Origin of the sequence: Natrinema sp. SYSU A 869 (assembly GCF_019879105.1) — an archaeon.
Classification (GTDB): Archaea; Halobacteriota; Halobacteria; order Halobacteriales; family Natrialbaceae; genus Natrinema.
The window spans coordinates 738,725-761,904 of the sequence record NZ_CP082249.1 but is presented as its reverse complement, the minus strand read 5'-3'; the positions used below and the strand labels follow the sequence as shown (position 1 = coordinate 761,904).

The window sequence follows — 23,180 nt, the reverse complement described above, 5'->3', positions numbered from 1 at the left end:
GACCGTTCGTTGGAGATCGTTTTGAAGCAACACCAATGCTAGATCCTAAACGCTTAGTCCCTCTAGGAGTGCGTATCTGCTAATGAGTAATCCCGATCCACCCGATCAGGAGCGGACGGACCGCGATCCGCCCGATCAGGAGCAGCGGGCCCGCGAGCCGCCCGACCAGGAGCAGGTCCGAGAAGCGGTCGAACGATCCAGGAGCGGCGCACCGGCCGTCGGTGCGGTCGTTCGCGACCGCTTCTCGGCCGACGAGGTCTTCCAGCGGATCGTCGCCGCGGCCGACGAGGAGGTCACCTCGGGCAGCCGCGAACTGTTCTTCAGCGGTATCGCCGCCGGGTTTGCAATCACGATCACGGTCCTCCTATACGCCTCGCTGCACGACTCGACCGGCGGCCATCCGATACTGAGCGCGCTGCTCTATCCGCTCGGATTCATCTACATCATCATCGGCGGCTACCAGCTCTACACCGAGAACACGCTGCCGCCGGTCGCACTCTCCCTTGAGCGAATCGCGAGTATTCCAGCCCTCCTGCGCCACTGGACGATCGTGCTCGCCGGCAACTTCACTGGCAGCGCGATCGGTGCGGCGGCGCTCGCGTGGGGCGGTGTCTTCTCCCCCGGAGCGGCCGATGCGGCGGTATACCTCGGGACCCACGGCATGGAGACGCCGTGGTTCGACCTGTTCTTCAAGGCGGCCTTTGCCGGCCTGATCGTCGCCGGCGTCGTCTGGGTCGAGTACGCCGCCCGCGAGACGATCGCCAGGATCGTCATCGTCTATATGGCGTTCCTCGCGATCCCGATCGGGAACCTGTTCCACGTGGTCACCTCGTTCACCGAGATGGCCTACATCGTCTTCCGCGGCGAAGTCGCCCTCATCCCTGGCCTGACCCAGTTCGTTCTCCCCGTCCTCCTCGGGAACACCATCGGCGGCATCTTACTGGTGACCGTTGTCAACTACTTCCAGACGAGCGAACGCCGCCTCGAGTCGGCCCGGTTCGAGGGGAACGAACGCCAGCTCTCGATACGGGAGTGGCTGTTCGGCGGATACGCCGGCCGATCGTACGTCCCCCTGATCGATACCGCTGAGCCGTCAACGACTGACAACGGTGAGACCTACCGCGTGCTCGTCCCGATCGCAAATCCCCGCACCGAGTCGCGGATCGTGGATCTGGCCTGTACGCTGGCGAATAACCACGAGAACGCGGTCGTCCACGCTGTCCATATCGTCCAGGTACCCGACCGGCGGGCGATGCGATACGGCTCCGGGCGCAACCAACGAATCATCTCCGAATCCGAGAACCAGATGGAAGGGGTCCGCGAGACGGTGTCGGCGTACGATATCGGCTGTGAAACCTCGACGGTCGTCTCCCACCGCTCGTTCGAGGATGTCTTCGACACCGCAAAGCGCGAGCGAGCGGACCTCGTCGTTCTCGGCTGGGGCGACGACCGACCGTGGGGCGCGGGGCGAACCGAAGCGGGGATCAGTCAACTAACCGACAATCTCCCGTGCGATTTCCTCGTCCTCAAGGATCGCGACCTGGACACCTCACAGATCCTCATTCCGACCGCCGGCGGGCCGGACTCAGATCTGAGCGCCGAAGTCGCCCGAACGCTCGAGCAGGCGGACGGGTCGTCCATTTCCCTTCTACATGTCGTCGACGACGCCGATGAGCGCGCGGACGGCCGGGCGTTCCTCGCGGACTGGGCTGCCGAACACGACCTCGAGAACGCAGCCCTCACGATCGACGACTCCGGCGATATCGAGGGAGCGATCTGTCGCGAAGCGGCCGACCATTCGCTCGTAATCATCGGTGCGACGGAGGCGGGACTGCTCTCGCGACTCGTCAGTGATACGCTCCACATGGACGTCGTCAACGAGGTCGATAGCTCCGTCCTCCTCGCCGAGCGACCGGGCGACCGGAACATCCTCCAGCGACTGTTCGGTCGCTAGTCAGTCGCAATTTCTCACTTTCCGTCATCGGATATCGAGCACAAAAACACTTTGTCGTCGTTGCGTTCCGTGTTGCAGTCGTTGTGTTCCTTCGCCATAGGCGGTCGGTCGTCGATTATCATTCCACTCAAAATGATCGTTGGTAGGTGGGTGTCATCGATTACCGCACCACGTACTGTTTTTCCCCGTTCTGCGTACGGCTGGTATGGAGTACACGACACTCGGTTCGACCGGCATGCAAGTCAGCCGCATCTGTCTGGGCTGTATGAGCTTTGGCTCAAGCGACTGGCGCGAGTGGGTTTTAGAGGACGAGGCGAGCAAGGAGATCATCGACCGCGCGCTTGACCTCGGCATCAACTTCTTCGATACCGCCAACATGTACTCACGGGGCGAGTCCGAGCGGATTCTGGGCGAAGCCCTCGAAGGCCACCGCGAGGAGTCAGTCGTTGCCACGAAGGGCTTCTTCCGGATGCGCGACGACGATCCGAACTCGGGCGGACTCTCTCGCAAAGCGATCGAACAAGAACTCGCCGCGAGCCGCGACCGACTCGGGATGGACACCATCGACCTCTACCAGCCCCACCGCTGGGACCACAACACGCCCGTCGAGACGACGCTGCGGGCGCTCGACGACGCCGTCCGGCGGGGCCACGTCCGCTACATCGGTGCCTCCTCGATGTGGGCCCACCAGTTCGCCGAGTCGCTGCAGACGAGCGACCGGCTCGGCCTCGAGCGGTTCCAGACGATGCAGAACCACTACAACCTCGTCTATCGCGAGGAGGAACGGGAGATGCTGCCGCTGTGTGACAAGGAAGACGTCGGTGTGATTCCGTGGTCACCCATGGCTCGTGGCTATCTCACACGGCCACACGAGGAGATTGACGCCACGACCCGTGGCGAGACCGAGGAGTACATGTACGAACACCCCTACCGCGACGGCGGCGGTCAGGCGATCAACGAGCGCGTCGCCGATCTGGCCGACGACAAGGGCGCGACAATGGCCCAGATCGCCCTCTCGTGGCTGCTCCACAAGGACTGGGTCGACGCACCGATCGTCGGCACGACCAGCGTCGAACACCTAGAGCAGGCCGTCGAAGCCCTCGAGATCGAGCTCTCGGATTCCGATATGGAGGCCCTCGAGGAACCGTACGAGCCGGTTCCGGTGTCGGGCCACGAGTGACACTATTTTGCCATTTCCCTCGGAAACGAATGGGCATGAGTCATCGGAGTTATATTGCCGCTGAACTCGCGGAGACGGTCGATCCTGACCCAGTTGCGGACGTTCTATCAGGCGAAGACACCCGGCTAAGCGGAGGCGACCGTTACGACGACGTGCTGACGTTCAGCGGGATGGAGGGGCCGGTTTCGGCTCTCGACCGCTTGCTTAACAGTATCAGTGACGACCTCGAGCGGGCGGCTCTCGTGATCAACCACGATGGAGGACGGGGCGAGATGATTGGTAGATACTACGAAAACGGGGCGAACGGCTTCAGAGAAGTCGAGGAACTGAGAACCGATTTCCGGTGGGAGCCGGGAGTGTACTTCGACTACTTCGCCGCAAAGTACGGAATTCATGCCGCCGTCTGAAGACGAACGGTCTCTGGAGACGCTCGCTGCCCGGGTCGCCGAGACGCCACCGGAGGAACGCCACGGTCCGGCCATGGAACTCGCCAAGCGGCGAGTCGAAACCGTGCTTCCGTCCGAGTCGGCGGAACTCACGGACGCCGCTATCGACCGGCTTCTTCCCCACCTCGAGGACCCCGATCCGGCCGTTCGGAGCGCAGTAATACTCGTGTTGCGAAACGCGATGTACTTTCAGCTACAGGAGGTTGACATGGCCGTTTCCGAGCACCCGCCAGCACTGCTTGCAGACCGACTGCTCGACCGGATCGACGACGAACACTGGTCCGTCAGACAGGCGGTGCTCCTGCCAACGTATCTGCAACCGATACTCACGTCGATGTTTGGTACCGACACTGACGTCGATGTGAACACTGACGCGATGTCGACGTCCGCTGCCTGGCTGGCGGACCGCCTGTTCCAGCGGCTCGCCGATCCAGTACCGGTGATTCGGAAACGAACCAGCGCACTCTTCTTCGAACTCGACGACGAGTCGACGGTCGTACTGGCCCACCCGGAACCGGACCGAGCAGTGACGATGCTGGTTGAAACGCTTACCGATCCGGCTGATACCGTTTTCAATAGAGGTGATGCCTGCGAACCGAAATATGCGGCAATAGACACGCTCATTGCACTGGTGGAGCATCATCCCGAGTTGGTTACACCCCATCTCGAGGCGATTCTCGACCACCTCACTGTCGACAATGGGCATCTCCGATTTCGGATCGTCGAGTTGAGTGTCAGCCTTCTCGAGCAGGGGGCGATTGAGTACGAGGCGATAGCCGACGACGTCATTGACGCGCTGGAGCGAGGGTGCTATCCGCTGCGGACCGAGGAGACGATGCAATTGCTCGTCTCGGTCGCACTCAGACGCCCGGAAACGGTCGCGGACGTTGCGTCGACGCTACGGGTCGAGCTCGCGGAGAACGATACCAGGAGGTTGTACGCTCAGCACGCCGCTGCGGCGGACGCGCTCGGTAGGCTCGTCCGTGAGAGCGATCAGACGTTCGGGTCGGTCGAAGAGACGGTGGCCGAACGAACTGTCGACAGATCACTCTTCGAAGCAGCTATCGACCCGCTACTAATACTCGCCGAGGACCACCCGGAGTTCGTCGCCGAGAAACTCACGGACGGCTATGAGGCGTTGCGAGAGGAGGATATGTATGATGGCCGGTTCGACAAGGAATTACTCGTCTCGGTCGCCGACTGCAACCCGACGGCGGCTGAGCTCGTACTCGCCGACCTCGTTGACGGGGCGAACGTGCACAACGTCCAGCGGTTACTGGCGAACGTTTCGGAGGCGCATCCGACGCTGGTCGCCGAAATCGTTCCGGAACTGCTCGACGCCGTGGACACGACCCCGCCGATTCCACGAAATGTGTGCCGGATTCTCACTGCAACCGTCGAGACTGGACCGAGAGTTCCCGACGAAACCGTCGCGGCCGTAACGGAAAGCGTCGGCCCTATCGGGGACACGCCAGCGTACGACGGCAATCGACGATACTGGGCGGTTCGGGCACTAATCGAGCTCTACGAGCGAAATCACGATGCCGTTCCCGAACGCGTCGAGCCGTTCGTCGAGGCGTATCGGGACGGCGAACTCGACGATGTCGTCGATCCGCTCGACCTGCCGGCCGCGAGGAAAGCGGGATGGGACTCCGTCGCCGATGAGTCCGAGCGGTAACTGTACCCAAACCTGTCGATAGGCTCTTCGAAGATCCCTACGAGCCGGTTCCGTGTCCGGACACAGCGGAGGCGTTCTCTCGAACGCCACCGCCGTCACGTTACTCTCGCGAACAGGACGCACCCTCGGTCGTCCCGATACCGAGCAAGTAGTTCCCGCCGCAGAACCGCGTCGTCGCGTTGAACAGCAAGCCGGCCGCCGCGATCGCCGTTGCGACGGCGGTACCGCGTCGATCGGCGACGAGTGCCGCGACGGTAACCGCGAACAACCAGATACCCAGGACGCCCCTCACGATTCGATCCAGTCCGCCAACGTTTCGCTTCATACTCGATCGAAGGGGCTGCACCCAGTAATCGATATGGCCGAAAATCTCGGCCGGTTTTATAAGCAGCCGGTGTTCCCCATTCGAATACAACAGGCAGCAGAGCAACCATTTTTACCCCCATCTCGACACGTAAATCTATGAAACGTGTTTGCATAACACTGCGTCCGCAAGGGAGCTACGCACCGCCGATATACGACCGCCTCGCGGGCGGAGCGAGCTATCTCGAGCGAGCACTGATCGTCAATTGGAACGTCGCGACCCCGCCGACGGCGTTCCTGTTCCAGCTTGAAGGCGAGTACCGCCGTTTCGAACGCGTACTCGCCGAAAACGAGATGGTCACTGATTACGAGGTGCTCCCGATCACCGATCGGGAGTGTTACTGTTTCTTCGAGGGCGAGGTCTCGCGGGCCGCGCGCTCGCTGTTCGAGATCTTCACTAACGGGAGCCTTATGACGGTACCCCCGATCGAGTGCAACGCGGACGGGACGAACACGTTCACCGTCATCGGGACGGCGACCGACATCCAGGCCGCGGTCGACGGCGTTCCCGACGCAGTCGGCGTCACCGTCGAGCGGGTCGGTGGGAAACGGGTCGCTGCCGACAGCGTCGTCGGTCGGCTCCCCGCCCGCCAACGCGAAGCGATCGAAACAGCACTCGAGCTCGGCTATTACGACGTCCCGCGCGATGCGACGAGCGAGGACGTCGCCCGCGAGCTGGGGTGTGCGACCGCGACCGCAGCGGAGCACCTCCAGAAGGCTGAGTCAACGGTGATGGCATCCTTGTTTGAGACGTAAACGGACGTTCAGCGCCGGTCTACGACCGAAATCACGGGATCTTCTCCGCGGCGTCGACGAGATCCGCCTCGGTGTCCCACCGGTACAGTCGGCCCTCTTCCTCGAGCAGGTCGAAGACGCCGTCTTGCATCCAGCCGAACGGTCGGTCCTCGTCCTCATACTCCCGTTTCAGGATGTAGCTCTTCGAGAAGTGCTCCGTTGTGCCCGCGAGCAGTCCCTGTTCGACCAGGAAGCCGCTTGGCTCCTTTTCGGCGACGCCGACGATGTGGGTGACCAAATCCGCGAGCAGGCAGAACTTTTGGATTCCGTTGTCCCACTCGCCGCGAACGTCAACCATCCGGAAGGCGTAGGCGTCCGAGCGACGGTTGAGCCGATCGACGACGAGATTCAGCCGCCGGACTGGCTCGCGGTCGTAGTTCCCGAGGACGAAGTACGACCGCTCGCTCTCATAGACCGGCTGAAGTTCGCTCAGCGCGTGGAGGATCTCCTCGTTGGCCGCGAGCGAGAGCTCCTCGGCCTCGAGTCGCTCCGTCGCGCTCGTGAGGACCGCCTCCGGGATCGGGGGATCGTCATCCGTCATACCCGGTGATTCTCGCGAATTACGGATAGTAGTTGCCGTGTGATTTCCGTTTCCGATAGTTGATACGGTCGCCAGTGATTTATGCCAGGGTAATTTACTCCAGGGTAAACTACTTGGCCCCCCACCCCGTAGCCAGCCGTATGAGCACTGACGTGGGGACTCCCGGGGGGGCGACCGCCCGCGAACTCGTCCGCTTCGTGACGCAGGAAACGCGGTTCGCACTGATTTCCAATATCCTCCAACACCCCGAGGGGCTACCGTCGATGTACGAACTCGAGCGGCTCAACCCCAGCGTGAGCGACGCGACGGTCTACAAACACATCCAGAAGCTGATCGACGCCGGAATCGTCGAGGCAGTCGCACTGCCGGCGGATGAGCGCCAGCAGGGCTATCCCTGGAAGTTCTACCGATTGACCGACGAAGGACGCGAGTTTCTCGAGAGTCACAACCTGCTCGCGGCCGAAGAAACCCTCCAGCGGATCTACGAGACTATTTCCGATAAACCCGAGAAGATGATCAAGTACGAAAACGCGCCGCGTCCCGACGTGGAGTGACGCGTCCCCACTCCGGTTCGCGGTATCCCGCGCAGGCGGTCAGGTCGGAGATCGACCGGGAGCCGCCTACTCTGTCGACGCCGAGATTCCCCACTCCTCCTGTCGGTAGGCCATTTCCCAGAACCGGTACTCGAGGCGAGCGCTCGTGAGGAAGGCCTCCTCCATCGCCGCGTACTGCTCGGGATGGCGTTCTCCGCACCGATCAACGAACGTCTGCATCCAATCGACGACCTCGCGGAACTCGTCGCTCGTGTACTTCTCGATGAAGGGCGTGTATCGGTGGTCCGCTGTGGGTGCCAGTTCAGCCATGTGGTCGGCAATATCGAGATAGCCCTGTCCGCAGGGGTAGATCGCGGCCGCGATCTCCGGGAGCGTCCCCTCGTAGGCGGTCCGCAACAGGAAGTTGGTGTAGGCGACGCAGGTCGGCACTTTGTCGACCGACTCGAGGTCCTGCCGAGAGAGCCCATAATCGGCGGCGAACGCGCGGTGGAGGTCCATCTCTACGTCGAGAGTGGTGTGGGCGATGCCGAACAGCCGGGTCATTGTTTCCTCGTCCCCGGCCTTCGACCCCGCAATCGCGAACACGCGCGCGTAGTCGAGCAGGTATCGATAATCCTGACGCACCCAGGTCAGGAAGGCGTCTTCGTCGAGCGTTCCGTCCGCAAGTTCCGTTACGAAGGGGTGGCTCTTCTGTGCGTTCCAGATGTCCGTACCCGCCTTGAGGAGCCGATCGCTGGTTGCCATGGGTGACCGAATGTACGGACCCAACGCTAATATTACTGATTGATACAATCCAATGATCGAGGCGCGAGCGGTGCCGTCTCAAGCAGGACCGGAACCGAATCGGAACGCCCCCGCCGCTTCAGGAGAGTCGCGCGGCGATGTCGGCCTCGGTGATGATCCCGACGGTTTCGCCGGCTTCGGTGATCATCACGGCCTTGTAGTGCTCGAGCAGGTTACTGATTTCATCCAGGGTTGCGTCCTTCGAGACAGTCGGGAAGCTCTCGCTCATGTGCTCCTCGATAGGCTCATCCCGGTCCTCGGAATCGAGGTGGACGAGGTCGCTCTGACTGATCGAGCCGACCGGAATGCCATCCTGAATGACCGCCAACTGCGAGTAGGCCTCCTCCTCCATCTGCTGGGCAGCCTCGCTGACGGGGTCATCGGGCGCGACGCTGACGACGGCCTCGTTCATCAGATCCGCCGCGCGAATGACGTCGCTCTCGGCCTTTTCCAAGGCGTTGACAATCCGTCGGAGCGTTGACAGGCGCGGGTCCACGTCGCCGCCTTCGATCCGTGCGATCAGCGGCTGAGAGACGTCGGCCGTGTCCGCCAGTTCGCTCTGGGTAAGCCCGAGTTCGGTACGGCGCTGTCGGAGATCCGCGGGCGTCGGGAGTTCCATACGAGCCAATAACTGCGGGTTATAGAAAGTACTTTGGGTTGGTTTCGGTCCGACTGACAGATCGGGAACTAATCGGCTCATCTCGTCCGCTGCTCAAGGATGTCGTCACTCGAGAACTACCGCTCGAGTTATTCCAGTGGTCCGGACGAAACGGAGAACGAAGTCGACAGTGCGGCGGTCTGTCTCGGTCGTCGCTATTCGTCGTCCGCGTCGGTCTCGACCATGTCGACGACCGACAGCGGCACGTCGCGCAGTGCCCCACCGATTTCGCTCTTCGCGATTCGCGAGGCGTGTTCCTCGCTGTCGGCGTTGAAGACCTCCATCTCGAGTGCGAGGCCGACAAGCGCTGTGTCGGCCGCGATAAAGGCCGAGTCGAACGGTTCGCCACAGGCCGGACAGCCCGTCGCGCCGACCTCGACCTCGACGTAGTCCATATCTTCGCTGTTGAGTCGCTTCCCGGCTTCGCTGACGGCGACGCCGATCGCGTCGTCGATCGCATCGACGTCACGAACGAGCCATGCTGCTTCCATCGCGACGAGATAATTTCCCATATGGTCTGGTCGGTCCGGGGGGTTTCCTGCTTTGCGGTTCGTCCGTGTCGTCACTCGCTCGCACCGCACCACCGATGTAGCAGTGCGCACGCGAATCGGATGATTCTCATAACGTATGAGAAATCCCCTGATCAATTGCCACCGACATACCCGTACATCAACTTGAGTGCACCTCGAGTTGTCCCTGCAGCAAGCGCAGTTTAATCGCAAGCAGGCGTCGACCCGATAGAGCAGTAACGATCATTATAAATACCAGTTTTCAAGAAAGCTTATATACACCCTCCGTCTGGGCATCGATGAACGCTGATGATATCCCGCGCGTACCACGCGACCCTATTCGCACTGTACCAACTGTGCATTATGATCGGCATCGTCGCGATGCCGATTGCAATCGCCGCCCGCCAGGCCGGACTCACCCTGCCGGTCCACCGCGTCCTCGAGAACGTCGAGGAGGCCTACGAAGCCGCACAGCACTGATCGACTGACCGACGCTGACTGGTTTTCCTGCCCACCGATCACCGAGCCGCAGGACACGGAATCGCGGCCCGATTCGCCGCTCGAGCCGCCCGTTCTCGCAGCCGATGGAAGCGGAAACCACAGTGGTGACCGCCGGTGTTTTATACCGTCCCGGCCGTAGAGTTCGATCAATGCGTACGCCCACCCACGACTCCGACTTCTCTCGGACGGTCGACCAGTTGGCCGACGATCCGAACCCCTACGAGCCGGAGGTCGGATCGATGCCCCAGAACGACCTGACGCAGGCCGATCTGGACAACGTCAATAAGACCGGGACGACGACGATTGGCATCTCCACCGCCGACGGCGTCGTCATCGCGACGGACATGCGCGCCAGCCTCGGCGGGCGGTTCGTCTCGAACAAAAACGTTCAGAAGGTCGAACAGATCCACCCGACCGCCGCACTCACGCTCGTCGGCAGCGTCGGCGGTGCCCAGTCGTTCATCTCGACGCTTCGCGCCGAGGTCAACCTCTACGAGGCTCGACGCGGGGAACAGATGAGCATCGACGCGCTGGCGACGCTCGCGGGGAACTTCGCCCGCGGCGGTCCGTTCTTCGCCATCCACCCGATCCTGGGCGGCGTCGACGACGAAGGCAGTCACGTCTACAGTATCGACCCCGCCGGCGGCGTCATGGAAGACGACTACACCGTCACCGGCAGCGGGATGCAACTCGCCTACGGTCACTTAGAGCAGGCCTACGAACCGGACATGTCCACCGAGGAAGCGAAGACCGTCGCCGCCCGCGGCATCAAGTCCGCGGTCGAGCGCGACACCGGCTCCGGGAACGGCGTCTTCCTCGCGGAAATCACCGACGAGGGCGTCGACATCCACGGCCACCACGACTTCGACGACGTCCTGTAATCCGGTCAATCGCTGTTTTCGGCCCCGGGCGATACGATGACGGTGAGCCAGCAGTTGGGTCACCGACCGCAGTCTTTCGAATCGCAGTCACTTATTAGACGGGGACCATACGTGCCGATAATGGGAGTACTGCTAGAGGAGGGACTGCGATATCCGTTCCGGGGCGAGCGGTCGTTGGATCTGTTCGCTATCGGCGGACTCCTCGGTATCTCGGTATCGATCGCGTTCCAGATGACCGTGGCCGCCACGTCGACGCTCTTCGCGCCACTGTTTGTCGCTCCGGCGGTGATGGCAGTGATCGTACTACTGGGATACCTGCTCCGGGTGTTCGATTCGACTCTTACGGGCGACGACGTGCCACCGGGATTCCGACCGCTCCGCGGGCTGTGTCGCGATGGCCTCGAGCTACTGGTACTCTCGGCGGCCTATATCTCGGTTTCAGCGGCTATCGTTCTCGTAACGCTCGTCGGGCTGACTCGAGCACCGATCGACCCGACGTCGGCCGGGTTCATGGGAACGCTGTTGTTTTTCGGCGCTTCGACGGCGACTCTCGTGCTCGCCCTCGCGTTCGGCTACGTCTATCCCGCAGGGATCGGCCGTCTCGCCAACGGTCGCCGCCTCCGCAAGGCGATCGACCCCCGCGGACAGCGCCCGGTGCTCACACACGTCGGCTACTTCACCGCTTGGGTGTTCGCCCTATTGCTCGTCGTCCCGGGCTGGGCGTTCCTGCTTACTGCACTCTCGAGCGCGACGGCGTTCGGCGTCGTCGCGGCCTTCGTTACGTTTTACGCACACGTCGTTGCGGCACGCCTCATAGCACGCGGCTATCAAACGGCGACGGCCGATCTCGATCGGTAACGATCGGTGCGACTCGAGGAGACGCTACTCCTACCGCGGTCGCAAGAAAACGAGTCGAGCCCGGACCGAACGAATCGCTCGAGGCTATATCTGCGGTTCGGGCAGTGTTCTGGTATTCAGCGTTCTGTTCCTGAGTGCTTGGCCGGTGTGTCGATCGAAGACGTGAATCGAGTCTTCGGGGACGTGAGCGATGACGGACTGGCCTTCCTCGACGTGTTGCATGCCGTCGATCGTCGCGACGAACGACTCCGTGCCCCCGTCGTCGAACGTGAGATAGACGTTGTTCTCGTTCCCCATGGGTTCGACGACGTCGACGAACATCTCGTAGCTGTGGGCGTCGTCGGCCGCCGACCGGACCTCGATGTCTTCGGGGCGAACTCCGAGGACGAGCTCGTCGTGACCATCGAGGCGGCTCTCGACGTCCGGTGAGAGCTCGTAGGCGAAGTCGTCGTGAACCAGTTGGTCGCCATCGCGGTTCACGTCGAAGAAGTTCATCGACGGCTCGCCGATGAATCCGGCGACGAAGCGGTTCGCCGGCTCGTGGTAACACTCGAGTGGCGTCCCGACTTGCTGAAGCTGGCCGTCGTTGAGGATGGCGATCTTGTCGGCCATCGTCATCGCTTCAGTCTGATCGTGGGTGACGTAGATCGTCGTTACGTCGAGATCCTCTTGCAATCGCTGGAGTTCCGTCCGCATCTGCGATCGGAGTTTGGCGTCGAGGTTCGACAGGGGCTCGTCGAGCAGGAACACCTCCGGGTCGCGGACGATCGCGCGACCGAGTGCGACCCGCTGTTGCTGGCCGCCCGAGAGTTCGCCGGGCTTCCGGTCCAGTAGCTCGTCAATTCCCAGCATTTCGGCGGCAGTTTCCACTGTATCAGTGATTTCGCTGTCGGGCATCGGGGTCGACTCCTGGAGCCCGAACGACATGTTCTCGCGGACCGTCATGTGTGGATACAGCGCATACGACTGGAACACCATCGCGATGTCCCGGTCTTTCGGCTGTCGATCGTTGATAACGGAGTCGCCGAGCTGGATGGCACCGTCGGAGACGGTTTCCAGGCCCGCGACCATCCGGAGCGTTGTCGATTTCCCGCAGCCGGAGGGGCCGACGAGGACCAGAAACTCCCCGTCGTCGATTTCGAGCGATACGTCGTTGACGGCAACGATCTCGTTGCCGCTGTCTGCGAATACTTTGCTTACGTTGTCGAGCTGTAGATCAGCCATTGTGTCTCGGTGTGTTGTCGTGTTCAGCCGTCGATTCTCGGTGTCTCATTTCATTACTACCCATCTCACATCGTCTGTCCCTTGGCGAACTGTTCTCCGAAGAAGACGTACACCAGTATCGTTGGCAACGCGGCGATGAACGCACCCGCCATCTGAACGTTGTACTGCGAGGTCATCGATCCCGACAGCGCGTTCAACTGGAGTGTCACGACGAAGTTCGATTGCGAGGTCAGCAGGACTAACGCGAACAGGAAGTCGTTCCAGATCTGCGTGAACTGGTAGATCAGCGTCACGGCGAACATCGGGATCGACAGCGGCAACACAATCTTTCGGTAAATTCCCGCGACGCTCGCCCCGTCGAGGCGAGCCGCCTCGATGAGTTCGTCATCCAGCGTCTGGTAGTACGATCGAAACAGGATCGTACAGATCGGGATCCCGTAGGCGATGTGGGTGATGATCAGTTCGACCAGTTCGCCGCGCTCGTGAAGTTGCGAGAGCCCGACGATCGACCAGAACTGTCGCAGCGGGACGAGAACGGCCTGATACGGAATGAAGACCGCTGCGAGAAACAGGGCGAGCAGGAAGGCCTGTCCCCGCCAGTTGACCTTCGTCAGGCCGTAGGCCGCGAGACTGCCGAACGTCGCCGACAGCAGCGCGCCGGGGATCGTCAGCGCGAAGCTGTTGACCATCGCGGGTGCCAGCTCGCCGGCCGCGGTCATCCAGGGATCCAATGTTACTCCCCCGAGTGGTGGGATGAGCGGCGACGTGTCTCGGAAGGCCCCGACTGTCTTGAACGACGTCGTCAGCCCGCTGTACAGCGGAGAAAGGTATGCAGTGACGAGCGCGAGCAGGCTCACGTACAAGGCGACCCGGCTGAGGTCGATATCGTCCACGGTAGCTGCGAGACCGCTCGGTTCGTCGGTGCTGGTCGTCATCGGTCCGTCCTCCGTGCGGTTCGTCTCGCGGTTCGGTTCGTGTGTTCGTGGTCGCGTGTCGGCATTAGAGTGCACCTCGTTTGTACTGCGTGTACGCGTACGGTCCGATGATCGACAGCGCCAGCAGGAACAAGACGACGGCGATCGCCGCGCCGTACGCCCACTGCGTCTTGGCGAACGCCTCGCGGTACATCGTCACCGCGAGGATGTCGACCGACCGACCAGGGTTGGTCCCGAACATCACGTAAATGAAGTCGAACGCCTTGAGGGCGAACACCATCAGGACGACGACCGCGCCGATGGTTGACGAGCGGAGCTGCGGGATAATCACGCGCCGGTACAGTGTCAGGGTGGAGGCACCGTCGATCCGGGCCGCCTCGTAGTGATCGTCGGGAATCGAGCGCAAGCCCGCGAGATAGACGATCATACAGTAGCCACTGAACTGCCAGACGAGCGCGAAGATGACCGCGGCGAGTTTGAACCGCGGATCCCCGAGCCAATCCTGTGCCAACGCGTCTAGCCCGACGGCTTGCAGCGTCGTGTTGACCAGGCCAGCGTCCTCGCCCGACCGATACATCCACGACCAGAAGATCGCGGTGACGACGAACGAGAGCGCCATTGGGAGCAGATAGATCGTCCGGAACGCGTTCTCGAACCGGATCTTGCGGTCGACGAGCACGGCGAGCCCCAGCCCGACAACTAACGAAACGCCGGTAAACGAAACGAGGAGGACGACCGTATTAATGAACGACTTTCGGAAGTTCTGGTCCGCCGGCAGTTGGCGGTACATCTCCAGCGTGAAGTTCGCGTACTCTGGTTGGCCCAGTCCAGACCAGCCGGTAAACGAGATCACGACGTTCCAGCCGATCGCCCCGTAGACGAACAGCAACACCATCAACGTCGGTGGCAGCCAGAACGGCATCGACTGTACGAAGTCGCTATCGAGTATCGTGCGACTTTCGGCCGTCCCCTCGGTGGCTGACCGGTCACTCTCGGCCCTGGTCAGCGGGTTAAGTCGTCGAAACGAATTGCGTAATGAATCCATGTGTCTGATGGAGGCGACGTACCTTACTCGAAGCTGCTAACGAGGTCGCCGTACGTTTCGTCGACATCCCAGTTGTCGATGAAGTTGGCGAACGCGCCCTCGATCTCCGTCTGGACCGACGGTGACACCGCCAGGCCGTGGGCAATCGATGGCGGCTGGTCGTCCGACTCCTGAAAGTCCGCCATCTGGTCCTGCAAGAACGGCGTGAACGCCTCGTCAGAGACGTCAGTTCGCGGCGGAATCGACCCCTTGGGGGGGTTGAACCGCTCCTGAGCGTCAGTGGTACCACAGTATCGCAGGAATCGAACCGTCGCGTTCGGCGACGGGCTGTGTTTCGGGAAGACGAACGAGTCCATGACCAGTGCGTACATCCCTGCGGTGCCGGGATACGCGGCGAGATCCCAGTCTTCGCCGTACTCGATGTTCTCATCGGCCTCGTACTCCCCGGCGGCCCAGTCGCCCTGGTGGAAGAAGGCGGCTTCGCCTCGGTTGATGTATGCGCTGGCTTCGTCCCAAGCGTCCAGAGAACTCGCGTCGTCGTTGAAGTAGTCGGTGTAGTCGATGACGATCTGGAGGGAGTCACGGATTGCGTCCTCGTTCTCCTCGACGTTGCCGTCGATGAACGACCGGTAGACATCCACACCGTGTTCGCCGAGCAGGACCTGTGCCCACAACTGGAGCGTCGACCACGCCGATTGGGTCTGTTGGGCCATGCCCACGTAGCCCGCGTCGTCGGCGGCCGCCATCGCGTCGAGCAGGTCGCTCGGACTCTCGATAGAGTCCGGGTCGACACCGATGTCCTCGATGACGTTGACGTTGTAGAACAGATTGTTCAATCGATGAATGTTGATCGGGACGGCGACGAAATCCCCACTCGGTTGTGCGGCCTCGATCGGGCCGTCGAGATACGCCTCTCGCATATCGTCGTTCCACACGTGGCCCTCGATGTCATAGAGCAGATCGTCATCGGTGTAGAGGGTCAACGACTGACCGGGCCAGACCTGGAACGTACTCGGCGGGTCCTGGTCGACGACTCGGTTACGAACGTCCGTCTCCAGTGCACTGCCGGCACCACCGGGCGACGGCGACGGATTGACCTCGATATCGGAATACTCCTCGCTGAATCCCTCGATGAGGGCGTTGAAGGCCTTCTCTTCGCCACCCGCGGTCCACCAGTGGCCGATCTCGAGCGGTTCGAACTCGTCCGGCTCCTCTTCGAGAAGGTCATCGAGACTTTCCGCATCGCCTCCCCCACCGAGACAGCCGGCGACTGCAGCCACACCGATTGCGCCCGTCGCCTGCAACACTGCGCGGCGCGATTTCCCGTTCTTATCAATATTTCTTCGGTTCATAGTTAAGGCTCCTAGTCGAACGATTGTGATATATAGTGTATTAAAATCTTTGATGGACGTTCGCATAGCAACCGCGAGGTCTGACTGCCCCACCATGCAGTAAACGCCGTATCGAGGGATCTTTGCGGTTTCACGGGTCGATTCTCGCCCGAAACTCGAGTCGATTGGATCGAGTGAGCGCTCAAATCGGTCGTCCCTCGAGAGAGGTAGCGCAAAACAGAAGGTCCGCTTGGACGAACGGCGTTCTCGTTTCGAGAACTCGTCTGAGAGTCGATCGGTGAGACGACGGCCTGCTACGGAGCCATGCTACGGGAGTCTCGTCGTCGCCTCGAGCTGGGGCTCTGCGAGTTGGGTCGCGCGACCAGACTCGCTCGAGCGGTAGATCGCGTCGATCACGCGCTGGACGGTCAGGGCCTCCTCGACCGTGTTCGTCTCCGGGTCGCCAGCCGTCGCGATCGCCTCGAGGAACTGTTCGTCCTGTTCCCCATAGCCGGTCACGGACGAGTCACCGGTCATGTCGATGTCGGCGTAGTGGTCACAGCCGGCGGTTCCGGCCTCGAGAATCTGCAGATCGGTGTCGCCGATATCGAATTGGGCACCGGACTGCGTGCCGCGCACGCGGAAGTCCATGCTCTCCTCGCGGTTGGTCGCCCACGCGGCCTCGAGCGAGATCGTCTGGCCGTCAGCAGTGCGGATGAAGGCGCTGACAGAGTCATCGACCTCATAGGTTTCGGCCTCAGCGTCCCAGTTGTCGCCGAAGCCCTCAGGGTCGGCGTAGTCCTCGCTGGTGCCGAACGTCGTCCGGGTGACGCCGCTTACTTCGACGATTTCGGGGAAGTCGAGCGCATACAGTGCGAGATCGAGCGCGTGAACGCCGATATCCAACAGGGCACCGCCGCCTGCGAGTTCGGGATCGGTGAACCACGAGCCGGGACCGGGGACCCCGCGTCGGCGGACGTAGTTGGTCTCGATATGGGTCAAGTCGCCAAAACGACCGCGCGCGTGTTGTTCGTCGAACATGGCCATCGACGCAGCGTGACGGTTATGAAAGCCGACCATACAGATTCCCTCGGAACGAGTTGCCGCCTCGGCGACCCGTTCTGCACTCTCGAGAGTGTGTGCGAGGGGCTTTTCGACGAGGACATCCAGGCCCGCCTCGAGCGCTGCGACGGCGATCGGTTCGTGAAATCGGTTGGGCGTCGTCACGATGACGGCGTCGACCGTGTCGTCTTCGACGAGTTCCTCGTGGGTCTCGTAGGTCTGTGCGCCGAACTCGTCGGCGAACTGATCGCGTTTCTTGGGGACGAGGTCCACGCCGGCGACGATGTCGGCACCCTGTGCTCGCACGCTCTTCGCGTGGAGATTACCCATCCCGCCGAGGCCGACAATTCCGACCCCGATACCGTCGCCAATCATGTCCAAATACTCGATTTCGTTACAGTAGCAATGGCAGTAAACTGAGAAACAAGCCATTTCGCTGTCGTTCGCGTCCGGTTCCGTTCCATAGAAAGAGGCAGTCGGCGATCAAAATAAGGGTTGTGACCGATTAATCTGTTCGATCAATCTGTATTTCACGTATTACAGTACTGTTACCACGGCGTGGTTCGAGTATATCGATAAAATCTAGTATTCGACTGACGCAGGTTCCTCACCGAATTGCTCGAGCGATACCGCTGACCGAAGGCCAGTGACTGATCGGTCGGACCGATCGCAATGAATCAGCCCGTTCCGGCCGACAGTATAAGACGACGGAGGGAGGAGGAATCCGCTATGGTCGACGTCACGATCTGGAACGAGTTCCGCCACGAACGCGAGGACGATGCGGTCGCGGCCGTCTACCCGGACGGCATCCACGAGACCCTCGCTGACGCGCTCAACGATGACCACGCGGTCCGGACCGCGACGCTCGAGGAGCCGGAGCACGGACTCACTGAGGACGTCCTCGCGTCGACGGACGTCCTGCTGTGGTGGGCCACGAGGCCCACGACGAGGTGCGAGACGAGGTCGTCGACCGAGTTCGCGAGCACGTCCTCGAGGGAATGGGACTGATTCCGCTTCACTCGAGTCACTATGCGAAGATATTCAAGCGGCTCATGGGGACGTCCTGTAGCCTCCAGTATCGTGAAGACGGCGAGACCGAACGACTCTGGGTCGTCGATCCCGGCCACCCGATCGCCGATGGGCTTGACGAATCCATCGAACTCCCCGAGACGGAGATGTACGGCGAGCCGTTCGACGTGCCCGAACCCGATCGCCAGGTGTTCGTCAGTTGGTTCGAGGGCGGTGAGGTGTTCCGCAGTGGCTGCTGTTACCGGCGTGGAAAGGGTCGAATCTTCTACTTCCGACCAGGCCACGAAACGTATCCGATCTACGAGAACGAGGCGATTCGGCGGGTACTTCGCAACGCGGTCGACTGGGCCGCGCCGACCAAGGGCTCGCCGCGGACGTTCGGAAAGCGGGAGTAACGGCTCGCCAGATTCAACCGCTCCGGAGGGTCGTCGCCAGTTCGACGATCACCTCGAGATCGATGCCGGCCGCCGACTCGAGGCGTTCGCGCACGTCGTCGGCGAAGTCGTCCGGGAGCCCCTCACCGGGTGGTCGGTCGACGTGAACGGTGACTATCGGCTGTCCACCGGTGTAGACGTCGATGAGTTCGTAGTCGATCGCGGTCTCCCGGAACTGCAGTTCGGAGCCGGCCGCGAGTTCCGCCTCGCTCATCGTCTCGAGTTCGGTTGTGACGTCGTGTTCGACCGCGGCAGTGCGGTACGTGCCGTAGGTGACGCCGCCGAGAACGACTGAAAGGACGATAATCGCGACGAGGAGCACCGCGACGCGCGAGCGGAGCCGACCGTAAACGCGTTCGACGGTCTCCGTTCGTTCCGGCCGATAGCCGGACAGCCATAACAGGAGCAACGCGGTGAGATTGATCGAGAGCATATTAACGAGGACGAGCGTGCCCGCGGTGAGAACGACCGTCGGATCTCCCCAGGCGATCCCGAGGCCGGCGGTGGCTGCGGGCGGAACGAGCGCGACGGCGATCGCGACGCCGACGAGCACCGATCCGACGTTGCGAGTGAGGCTGATGACCGCAGCGACGCCGGAGCCCAGCGCGAGAAACAGGGCGAGAAAGTTAGGCGTGATCCGCTCGCGAATCTGCGGGACCGTCGTGATCTCGAACCCCGGTGGGAGTAACACGGTCCCCCTGAGCGCCCAGCCCATCACCGCTGCCGTCAGGACGGCGGCCGCGAGTCCGATTACCTGTAACGTGACACCGCGCGTTGCGAGCGACTCGTCATCGACGATCACCCCCACGCTGGCCGCCAGCGCCGGTCCCATCAGTGGGGCGACGACCATTGCACCGATGATCGTTGCCGCCGAGTCGAGCAACAACCCGGCCGTCGCGATCGCCGTACTCACGATCAGCAGGCCGAAATAGGTCGACGCTGCCGGTGCGAGATCGGCCGCTCGAGCCCGGAGTTCCTCGCGGGAGATTCTGGTTCCCGAAAACCGGCCGGTCAACTCGTCGGTTCGCTTCGAGACGATCGTTTCCGCGGCCGTGACGACCGTGTACGATCGCTCGTCGAGACCTGCAGCTCGAAGGTTTGCCAACAGTGGTTCGACGGCCGGCGGCGGGACAGGAATCGAAACGAGTGCCTCGAACTCGCCGCGGTCCGTGTCCCGAGAGACGGTGTAGTCGACGCCGGCTTCCTCTGCTGTCTCGATGACGAGGTCTAGTTCATCTCGGGGAACGAACACCTGTACGAGACGCATACGACCGATACGGCAGCGACGTGGATAGGCCGTTGCCACCCGTGCCCGACTGTCTCAAATTCGCGACCGTTCGGACGGAGTCCGATTACCACCTCGAGCGATATCGTCGGGGGTCGGGGACCGATCGATCAGTCAGAACGGTTTCCGTCCCTCGTCCGTGATGACGCTCTCGAGCAACTCGACCGGCGTCGCGTCGTAGACGGGATTCTTGACGCCGAACCCGTCGGCGGGCTCGGGCAATACCTCGCTGCCTGGCCGGTACTCGTTCTCGAAGACGAACCCCTCGGTGATGATCTTCGAGGCCGACCCGAGGACGGTGACCGGCACGTCTCGCTGAGCGGCCGTTGCCGCGATCGGAAAGGTGCCGACGCGGTTGTACAGCGTCTCGTCGACGATACAGTCCATACCGACGACGACCCGATCGCACTCCTCGAGGGAGATTCCGTGTGCGCTATCGGTGATCAGCGTCGTGTCGACGCCCTCGAGTTCAGCGAGGGTTCGAGCGGTCTTGCGCCCGATATACCGCGGCCGCGCTTCGGTGACGTAGACATCGAACGTCTTGCCGGCCTCGGTTGCCTGCTCGAGCGCTTGGATCACCGTCGAAGAGTAGTCGTGGGTCAGCAGCGTCGCGCCGTCTTCGAGGATTTCCGCGGCGTTTTCGGCCGCCAGCCGCTTGCCGGACTCGATCCGCGAGACGACCTCGTCGATCTTCTCGCTGGTGAGCCGTCGCGCCGCCTCGACGCTGTCGGGATCGGCGTCGGTCACGTCGTCGACGACCTCCCGAACGGCGTTCTGCAGCGAGGCGTGGGACGGGTTCGCCCGCCGCAGGACGGAGCCGTTGCGCTCGAGGGCGCGTGTGTACTCCTCGACGGTCGCGAACTCCCGCTCGACCAGTTCCTCGAGGGCCTGGGTCGCGTGGACCGCGACCACCGAGGAACTATGTGTCTGCATCTCACGGATTTCCTCGGCCGTCTCGTCGATCATACTCTGATGGTTTTCGGTCAGCGCAAAAGGTGTTCCGGGTGCTCTCAGCCATCCCACCGCGTAGCCGTCACCGGATCGCTCTCATGCGTTCTCGTCGAATTCGAAAAGCCGCCGTAACTCGGCCTCGATTCGGTCGACGAACACCTCGAGGACGGGTTCGAACTGCTCGTGGTTGGCTACTGCCCCCACTCGTTCCCGCGGATTTTCGGGGAGTTCGACGCGAAACTCGCCGTCGCCTTCATAAAACGGTTCGCTCTCGCTCAAGACCTGTCGGTCGATGGCCCGGAGCACTTCCGAATCGTACTGGCCGTGTAACTGCTGGTAGGCCGCGGAGTACGCCTCCTCGAGTTCCTCGAAGTAATAGACGTACTTCTCCTCGAATTTCTCGGGGTCGAATTCGGTCATGGTCGTTCGTCGAGTGGCCATCGAGTAAACGGTTCGGGACCGGTGCGAATCGACGGAGCCGACGGGTTCCCTGCATCTCGCCTACTCTCGTTTCGCGTGCAAGACGGATCGTAGTGCTATCACTGTTTCTTTGGTGTGTATCGCAGTAGTAGAAATAGAATATGGGTCGGCCGGGTATCATGGCCGAAGCCAGATCGACCGTAATTGTCACCTCCGTCCCGGCCCTAACCCCGCCGATGACCGTCACCGTCCGGTACACCTGTCCACACTGTGGAGCCGTCGTGAGTGTCGAGCGCCAACCGGACCTCGCCGACCGGTCCGTGACCAAAGTTCCCCAGCCGGGGTGGGAGTATGCTGACCCGGACGAGGAGTTCGAGGCGGCCGACGGGATCGAGTTTCTCTGTGGCGAAGACGGGACCGTCACCGACCTCGAGGGGGAGTCCATCGACGGCTGTGGCCGTCCCTTCTATCTGAACTTCGTGCGCTACAAGCAGGGGGTGGAACTCGAGCCCGATCCGCCGACGTACGGTGGGCCGCGGTTCGACTTCAAGGAATGAGGACCGGCCGACCACACCGTCTGCAGTGGTGTTTCAGACGGGATATTCTCGAGGGAGTCCGGAATATGACTCGAGGGAAATTATCCGAGGCGCACGCGAATCCATCGGTGAACTCGCACACTGTACCGACGGCTGAGCGCTATCGCACGTCGCCACGGATCTGGGGAGAGCAGGTACTGAAGCCCATGGATCGCCATCGTCGCCCAGAAGACGAGTGCCGTCCGGAAGCGGGTAGCACGCTCGGAGTGTCTCAAGACCGGGGCGGTGATGAACAGCGCGAGGACGAGTCCGAAGGCCCCGCCGCGCGCGGGAAGCGAAAGCAGCCGAAACTCGTCCAACGCAATAATCAACGGGGCAACCGCTCCGGCTGCGAGCGCACCCCTCCAGACGAGCGGTCGAACCGCGTTCGACGGCCGTTTGATCGCGAAGAGACGCTGGCCGAGAACGACGAGTTGCCAGCCTCCGAACGTCCCGAGGGCCGCGCCGAGTAACGAGACGTCACCGGCATCGACGGTACCAACGACGAGGTTGATCGCACTGATGATGATTGCGAGTCCGAACGCGATCGTTCCGTGATCGGACGGAAAGCGAGTCAGCAGCCGCTCTACACCGAACAGAAATGCCGCCCCGATGGCGACCCCAGCGGTCACGTCGACGAGGTAATGGACGCCGAGTGCGACGCGCGAAAAACACACTGCAGCGATGACGAGTCCCGCGCTGACAAATCGACGGCGACGGGTGCTAATCGAGAGACGATGTGCCAGGCTACCGTAAACGATCGTCGTCATCAACGCATGGCCGCTTGGGAACCCGTAGCCGCTGGCCATCGCAGTGGATTCATAGAGGGGTTGAATCACCCACGGCAGCGTCTCGATCGGTACTAACGGTTGCCCGGGACGTGGTAACGCAAATACGTGTTTGAGTGCGCTAACGAGCGCGAGTCCAGCGAAGGTACAACCCATTATTACGGCGGCATCCTCGCGTTTTGTCGTATACACCCAGTAAATGATGCCGACCAGCAGACTGAGGAACCAGACATCGCCTAACTGCGTCGCAAGCGCGACGAGGACCGCAGCCCACTCCGGAACCATGTCTTGGACCGGGCCGAATTCACCAATCCCGCGGGACATATCACGTCGTATCAGACGAGTCATAATAAATGGGTTTCATTTGACAACGGACGAGACAGCGTGAATCAAGCGCTAG

General features: G+C 61.9%; 24 protein-coding genes and 1 pseudogene. 11 read left to right on the top strand and 14 right to left on the bottom strand.

What is annotated here, in order from left to right; all coding sequences use genetic code 11:
- Window positions 1-82 precede the first annotated feature (82 nt).
- The 4 genes from K6I40_RS11975 (at window position 83) to K6I40_RS11960 (ending at window position 5,258) form a co-directional block, all read left to right on the top strand.
- Window positions 83-1,954 (top strand): formate/nitrite transporter family protein, encoded by a 1,872-nt coding sequence (locus K6I40_RS11975; protein WP_222919215.1) that lies wholly within the window; start codon window positions 83-85, stop codon window positions 1,952-1,954.
- 205 nt (window positions 1,955-2,159) lie between these two features.
- Window positions 2,160-3,134 carry an aldo/keto reductase gene (locus tag K6I40_RS11970; protein WP_222919214.1) on the top strand — a complete coding sequence of 325 codons (975 nt, stop codon included), beginning with the start codon at window positions 2,160-2,162 and terminating at the stop codon, window positions 3,132-3,134.
- A 35-nt stretch (window positions 3,135-3,169) separates the two neighbouring features.
- On the top strand, window positions 3,170-3,541 hold the full coding sequence (locus tag K6I40_RS11965; protein ID WP_222919213.1) for a hypothetical protein: 372 nt from the start codon (window positions 3,170-3,172) through the stop codon (window positions 3,539-3,541).
- Window positions 3,528-5,258: a hypothetical protein gene (locus K6I40_RS11960; RefSeq protein ID WP_222919212.1), complete on the top strand. Its 1,731-nt coding sequence runs from the start codon at window positions 3,528-3,530 to the stop codon at window positions 5,256-5,258. Before K6I40_RS11965 ends, K6I40_RS11960 begins: the two co-directional genes overlap by 14 nt.
- Window positions 5,259-5,358: 100 nt before the next feature.
- On the opposite strand, the gene K6I40_RS11955 is transcribed toward K6I40_RS11960, so the two are convergent.
- Entirely contained in the window at window positions 5,359-5,583 is a 225-nt protein-coding gene (locus K6I40_RS11955) for a DUF2892 domain-containing protein (protein ID WP_222919211.1), read from the bottom strand.
- A gap of 137 nt (window positions 5,584-5,720) precedes the next feature.
- On the opposite strand from K6I40_RS11955, the gene K6I40_RS11950 reads away from it, so the two are divergent.
- Complete coding sequence (locus K6I40_RS11950; protein WP_222919209.1) at window positions 5,721-6,377, top strand: helix-turn-helix domain-containing protein; 657 nt, start codon at window positions 5,721-5,723, stop codon at window positions 6,375-6,377.
- A gap of 31 nt (window positions 6,378-6,408) precedes the next feature.
- On the opposite strand, the gene K6I40_RS11945 is transcribed toward K6I40_RS11950, so the two are convergent.
- Window positions 6,409-6,957, bottom strand: a complete 549-nt coding sequence (locus K6I40_RS11945; RefSeq protein WP_222919207.1) for a hypothetical protein — start codon at window positions 6,955-6,957, stop codon at window positions 6,409-6,411.
- A gap of 140 nt (window positions 6,958-7,097) precedes the next feature.
- Here K6I40_RS11945 and K6I40_RS11940 point away from each other — a divergent pair, with 140 nt between their 5' ends.
- Window positions 7,098-7,511, top strand: a complete 414-nt coding sequence (locus K6I40_RS11940; protein ID WP_222919206.1) for a MarR family winged helix-turn-helix transcriptional regulator — start codon at window positions 7,098-7,100, stop codon at window positions 7,509-7,511.
- Window positions 7,512-7,577: 66 nt separating this feature from the next.
- On the opposite strand, the gene tenA is transcribed toward K6I40_RS11940, so the two are convergent.
- The 3 genes from tenA to K6I40_RS11925 form a co-directional block, all read right to left on the bottom strand.
- Window positions 7,578-8,255, bottom strand: a complete 678-nt coding sequence (gene tenA / locus K6I40_RS11935; RefSeq protein WP_222919205.1) for a thiaminase II — start codon at window positions 8,253-8,255, stop codon at window positions 7,578-7,580.
- A gap of 118 nt (window positions 8,256-8,373) precedes the next feature.
- Window positions 8,374-8,913 carry a CBS domain-containing protein gene (locus K6I40_RS11930; RefSeq protein WP_222919204.1) on the bottom strand — a complete coding sequence of 180 codons (540 nt, stop codon included), beginning with the start codon at window positions 8,911-8,913 and terminating at the stop codon, window positions 8,374-8,376.
- Window positions 8,914-9,107: 194 nt separating this feature from the next.
- Window positions 9,108-9,464: a DUF555 domain-containing protein gene (locus K6I40_RS11925; protein WP_222919201.1), complete on the bottom strand. Its 357-nt coding sequence runs from the start codon at window positions 9,462-9,464 to the stop codon at window positions 9,108-9,110.
- A gap of 306 nt (window positions 9,465-9,770) precedes the next feature.
- Here K6I40_RS11925 and K6I40_RS11920 point away from each other — a divergent pair, with 306 nt between their 5' ends.
- The 3 genes from K6I40_RS11920 to K6I40_RS11910 all read left to right on the top strand — a co-directional run bounded on the left by K6I40_RS11920 (window position 9,771) and on the right by K6I40_RS11910 (window position 11,701).
- Window positions 9,771-9,941, top strand: coding sequence for a hypothetical protein (locus K6I40_RS11920; RefSeq protein ID WP_222919200.1), 171 nt, complete (start codon window positions 9,771-9,773; stop codon window positions 9,939-9,941).
- A 170-nt stretch (window positions 9,942-10,111) separates the two neighbouring features.
- Window positions 10,112-10,843 (top strand): archaeal proteasome endopeptidase complex subunit beta, encoded by a 732-nt coding sequence (gene psmB / locus K6I40_RS11915; protein ID WP_222919199.1) that lies wholly within the window; start codon window positions 10,112-10,114, stop codon window positions 10,841-10,843.
- A gap of 120 nt (window positions 10,844-10,963) precedes the next feature.
- Entirely contained in the window at window positions 10,964-11,701 is a 738-nt protein-coding gene (locus K6I40_RS11910; RefSeq protein ID WP_222919198.1) for a DUF4013 domain-containing protein, read from the top strand.
- Window positions 11,702-11,785: 84 nt separating this feature from the next.
- On the opposite strand, the gene ugpC is transcribed toward K6I40_RS11910, so the two are convergent.
- The 5 genes from ugpC to K6I40_RS11885 all read right to left on the bottom strand — a co-directional run bounded on the left by ugpC (window position 11,786) and on the right by K6I40_RS11885 (window position 17,673).
- Complete coding sequence (gene ugpC / locus K6I40_RS11905) at window positions 11,786-12,925, bottom strand: sn-glycerol-3-phosphate ABC transporter ATP-binding protein UgpC (RefSeq protein ID WP_222919197.1); 1,140 nt, start codon at window positions 12,923-12,925, stop codon at window positions 11,786-11,788.
- A 65-nt stretch (window positions 12,926-12,990) separates the two neighbouring features.
- Entirely contained in the window at window positions 12,991-13,860 is an 870-nt protein-coding gene (locus tag K6I40_RS11900; protein WP_222919196.1) for a carbohydrate ABC transporter permease, read from the bottom strand.
- Between the two features lie 64 nt (window positions 13,861-13,924).
- Entirely contained in the window at window positions 13,925-14,905 is a 981-nt protein-coding gene (locus tag K6I40_RS11895; protein WP_222919195.1) for a sugar ABC transporter permease, read from the bottom strand.
- A 23-nt stretch (window positions 14,906-14,928) separates the two neighbouring features.
- Window positions 14,929-16,257, bottom strand: a complete 1,329-nt coding sequence (locus tag K6I40_RS11890; protein ID WP_255681991.1) for an ABC transporter substrate-binding protein — start codon at window positions 16,255-16,257, stop codon at window positions 14,929-14,931.
- Between the two features lie 306 nt (window positions 16,258-16,563).
- A complete protein-coding gene (locus tag K6I40_RS11885) occupies window positions 16,564-17,673 on the bottom strand; it encodes a Gfo/Idh/MocA family oxidoreductase (protein WP_222919194.1) in 1,110 nt (369 codons plus the stop codon).
- 354 nt (window positions 17,674-18,027) lie between these two features.
- Here K6I40_RS11885 and K6I40_RS11880 point away from each other — a divergent pair.
- Window positions 18,028-18,722 (top strand): annotated as a pseudogene (locus K6I40_RS11880) (ThuA domain-containing protein).
- A gap of 13 nt (window positions 18,723-18,735) precedes the next feature.
- Here K6I40_RS11880 and K6I40_RS11875 read toward each other — a convergent pair.
- The 3 genes from K6I40_RS11875 to K6I40_RS11865 form a co-directional block, all read right to left on the bottom strand.
- Window positions 18,736-20,028: a TIGR00341 family protein gene (locus K6I40_RS11875; RefSeq protein WP_222919193.1), complete on the bottom strand. Its 1,293-nt coding sequence runs from the start codon at window positions 20,026-20,028 to the stop codon at window positions 18,736-18,738.
- Window positions 20,029-20,160: 132 nt separating this feature from the next.
- A complete protein-coding gene (locus K6I40_RS11870) occupies window positions 20,161-21,012 on the bottom strand; it encodes a translation initiation factor eIF-2B (protein ID WP_222919192.1) in 852 nt (283 codons plus the stop codon).
- Between the two features lie 81 nt (window positions 21,013-21,093).
- Complete coding sequence (locus tag K6I40_RS11865; protein ID WP_222919191.1) at window positions 21,094-21,417, bottom strand: DUF5783 family protein; 324 nt, start codon at window positions 21,415-21,417, stop codon at window positions 21,094-21,096.
- A 236-nt stretch (window positions 21,418-21,653) separates the two neighbouring features.
- On the opposite strand from K6I40_RS11865, the gene K6I40_RS11860 reads away from it, so the two are divergent.
- A complete protein-coding gene (locus K6I40_RS11860; RefSeq protein WP_222920353.1) occupies window positions 21,654-21,974 on the top strand; it encodes a hypothetical protein in 321 nt (106 codons plus the stop codon).
- Between the two features lie 80 nt (window positions 21,975-22,054).
- Here the strand turns inward: K6I40_RS11860 and K6I40_RS11855 are convergent, their stop codons facing one another.
- Window positions 22,055-23,104 carry a phosphatase PAP2 family protein gene (locus K6I40_RS11855; RefSeq protein WP_222919190.1) on the bottom strand — a complete coding sequence of 350 codons (1,050 nt, stop codon included), beginning with the start codon at window positions 23,102-23,104 and terminating at the stop codon, window positions 22,055-22,057.
- Window positions 23,105-23,180 lie beyond the last annotated feature (76 nt).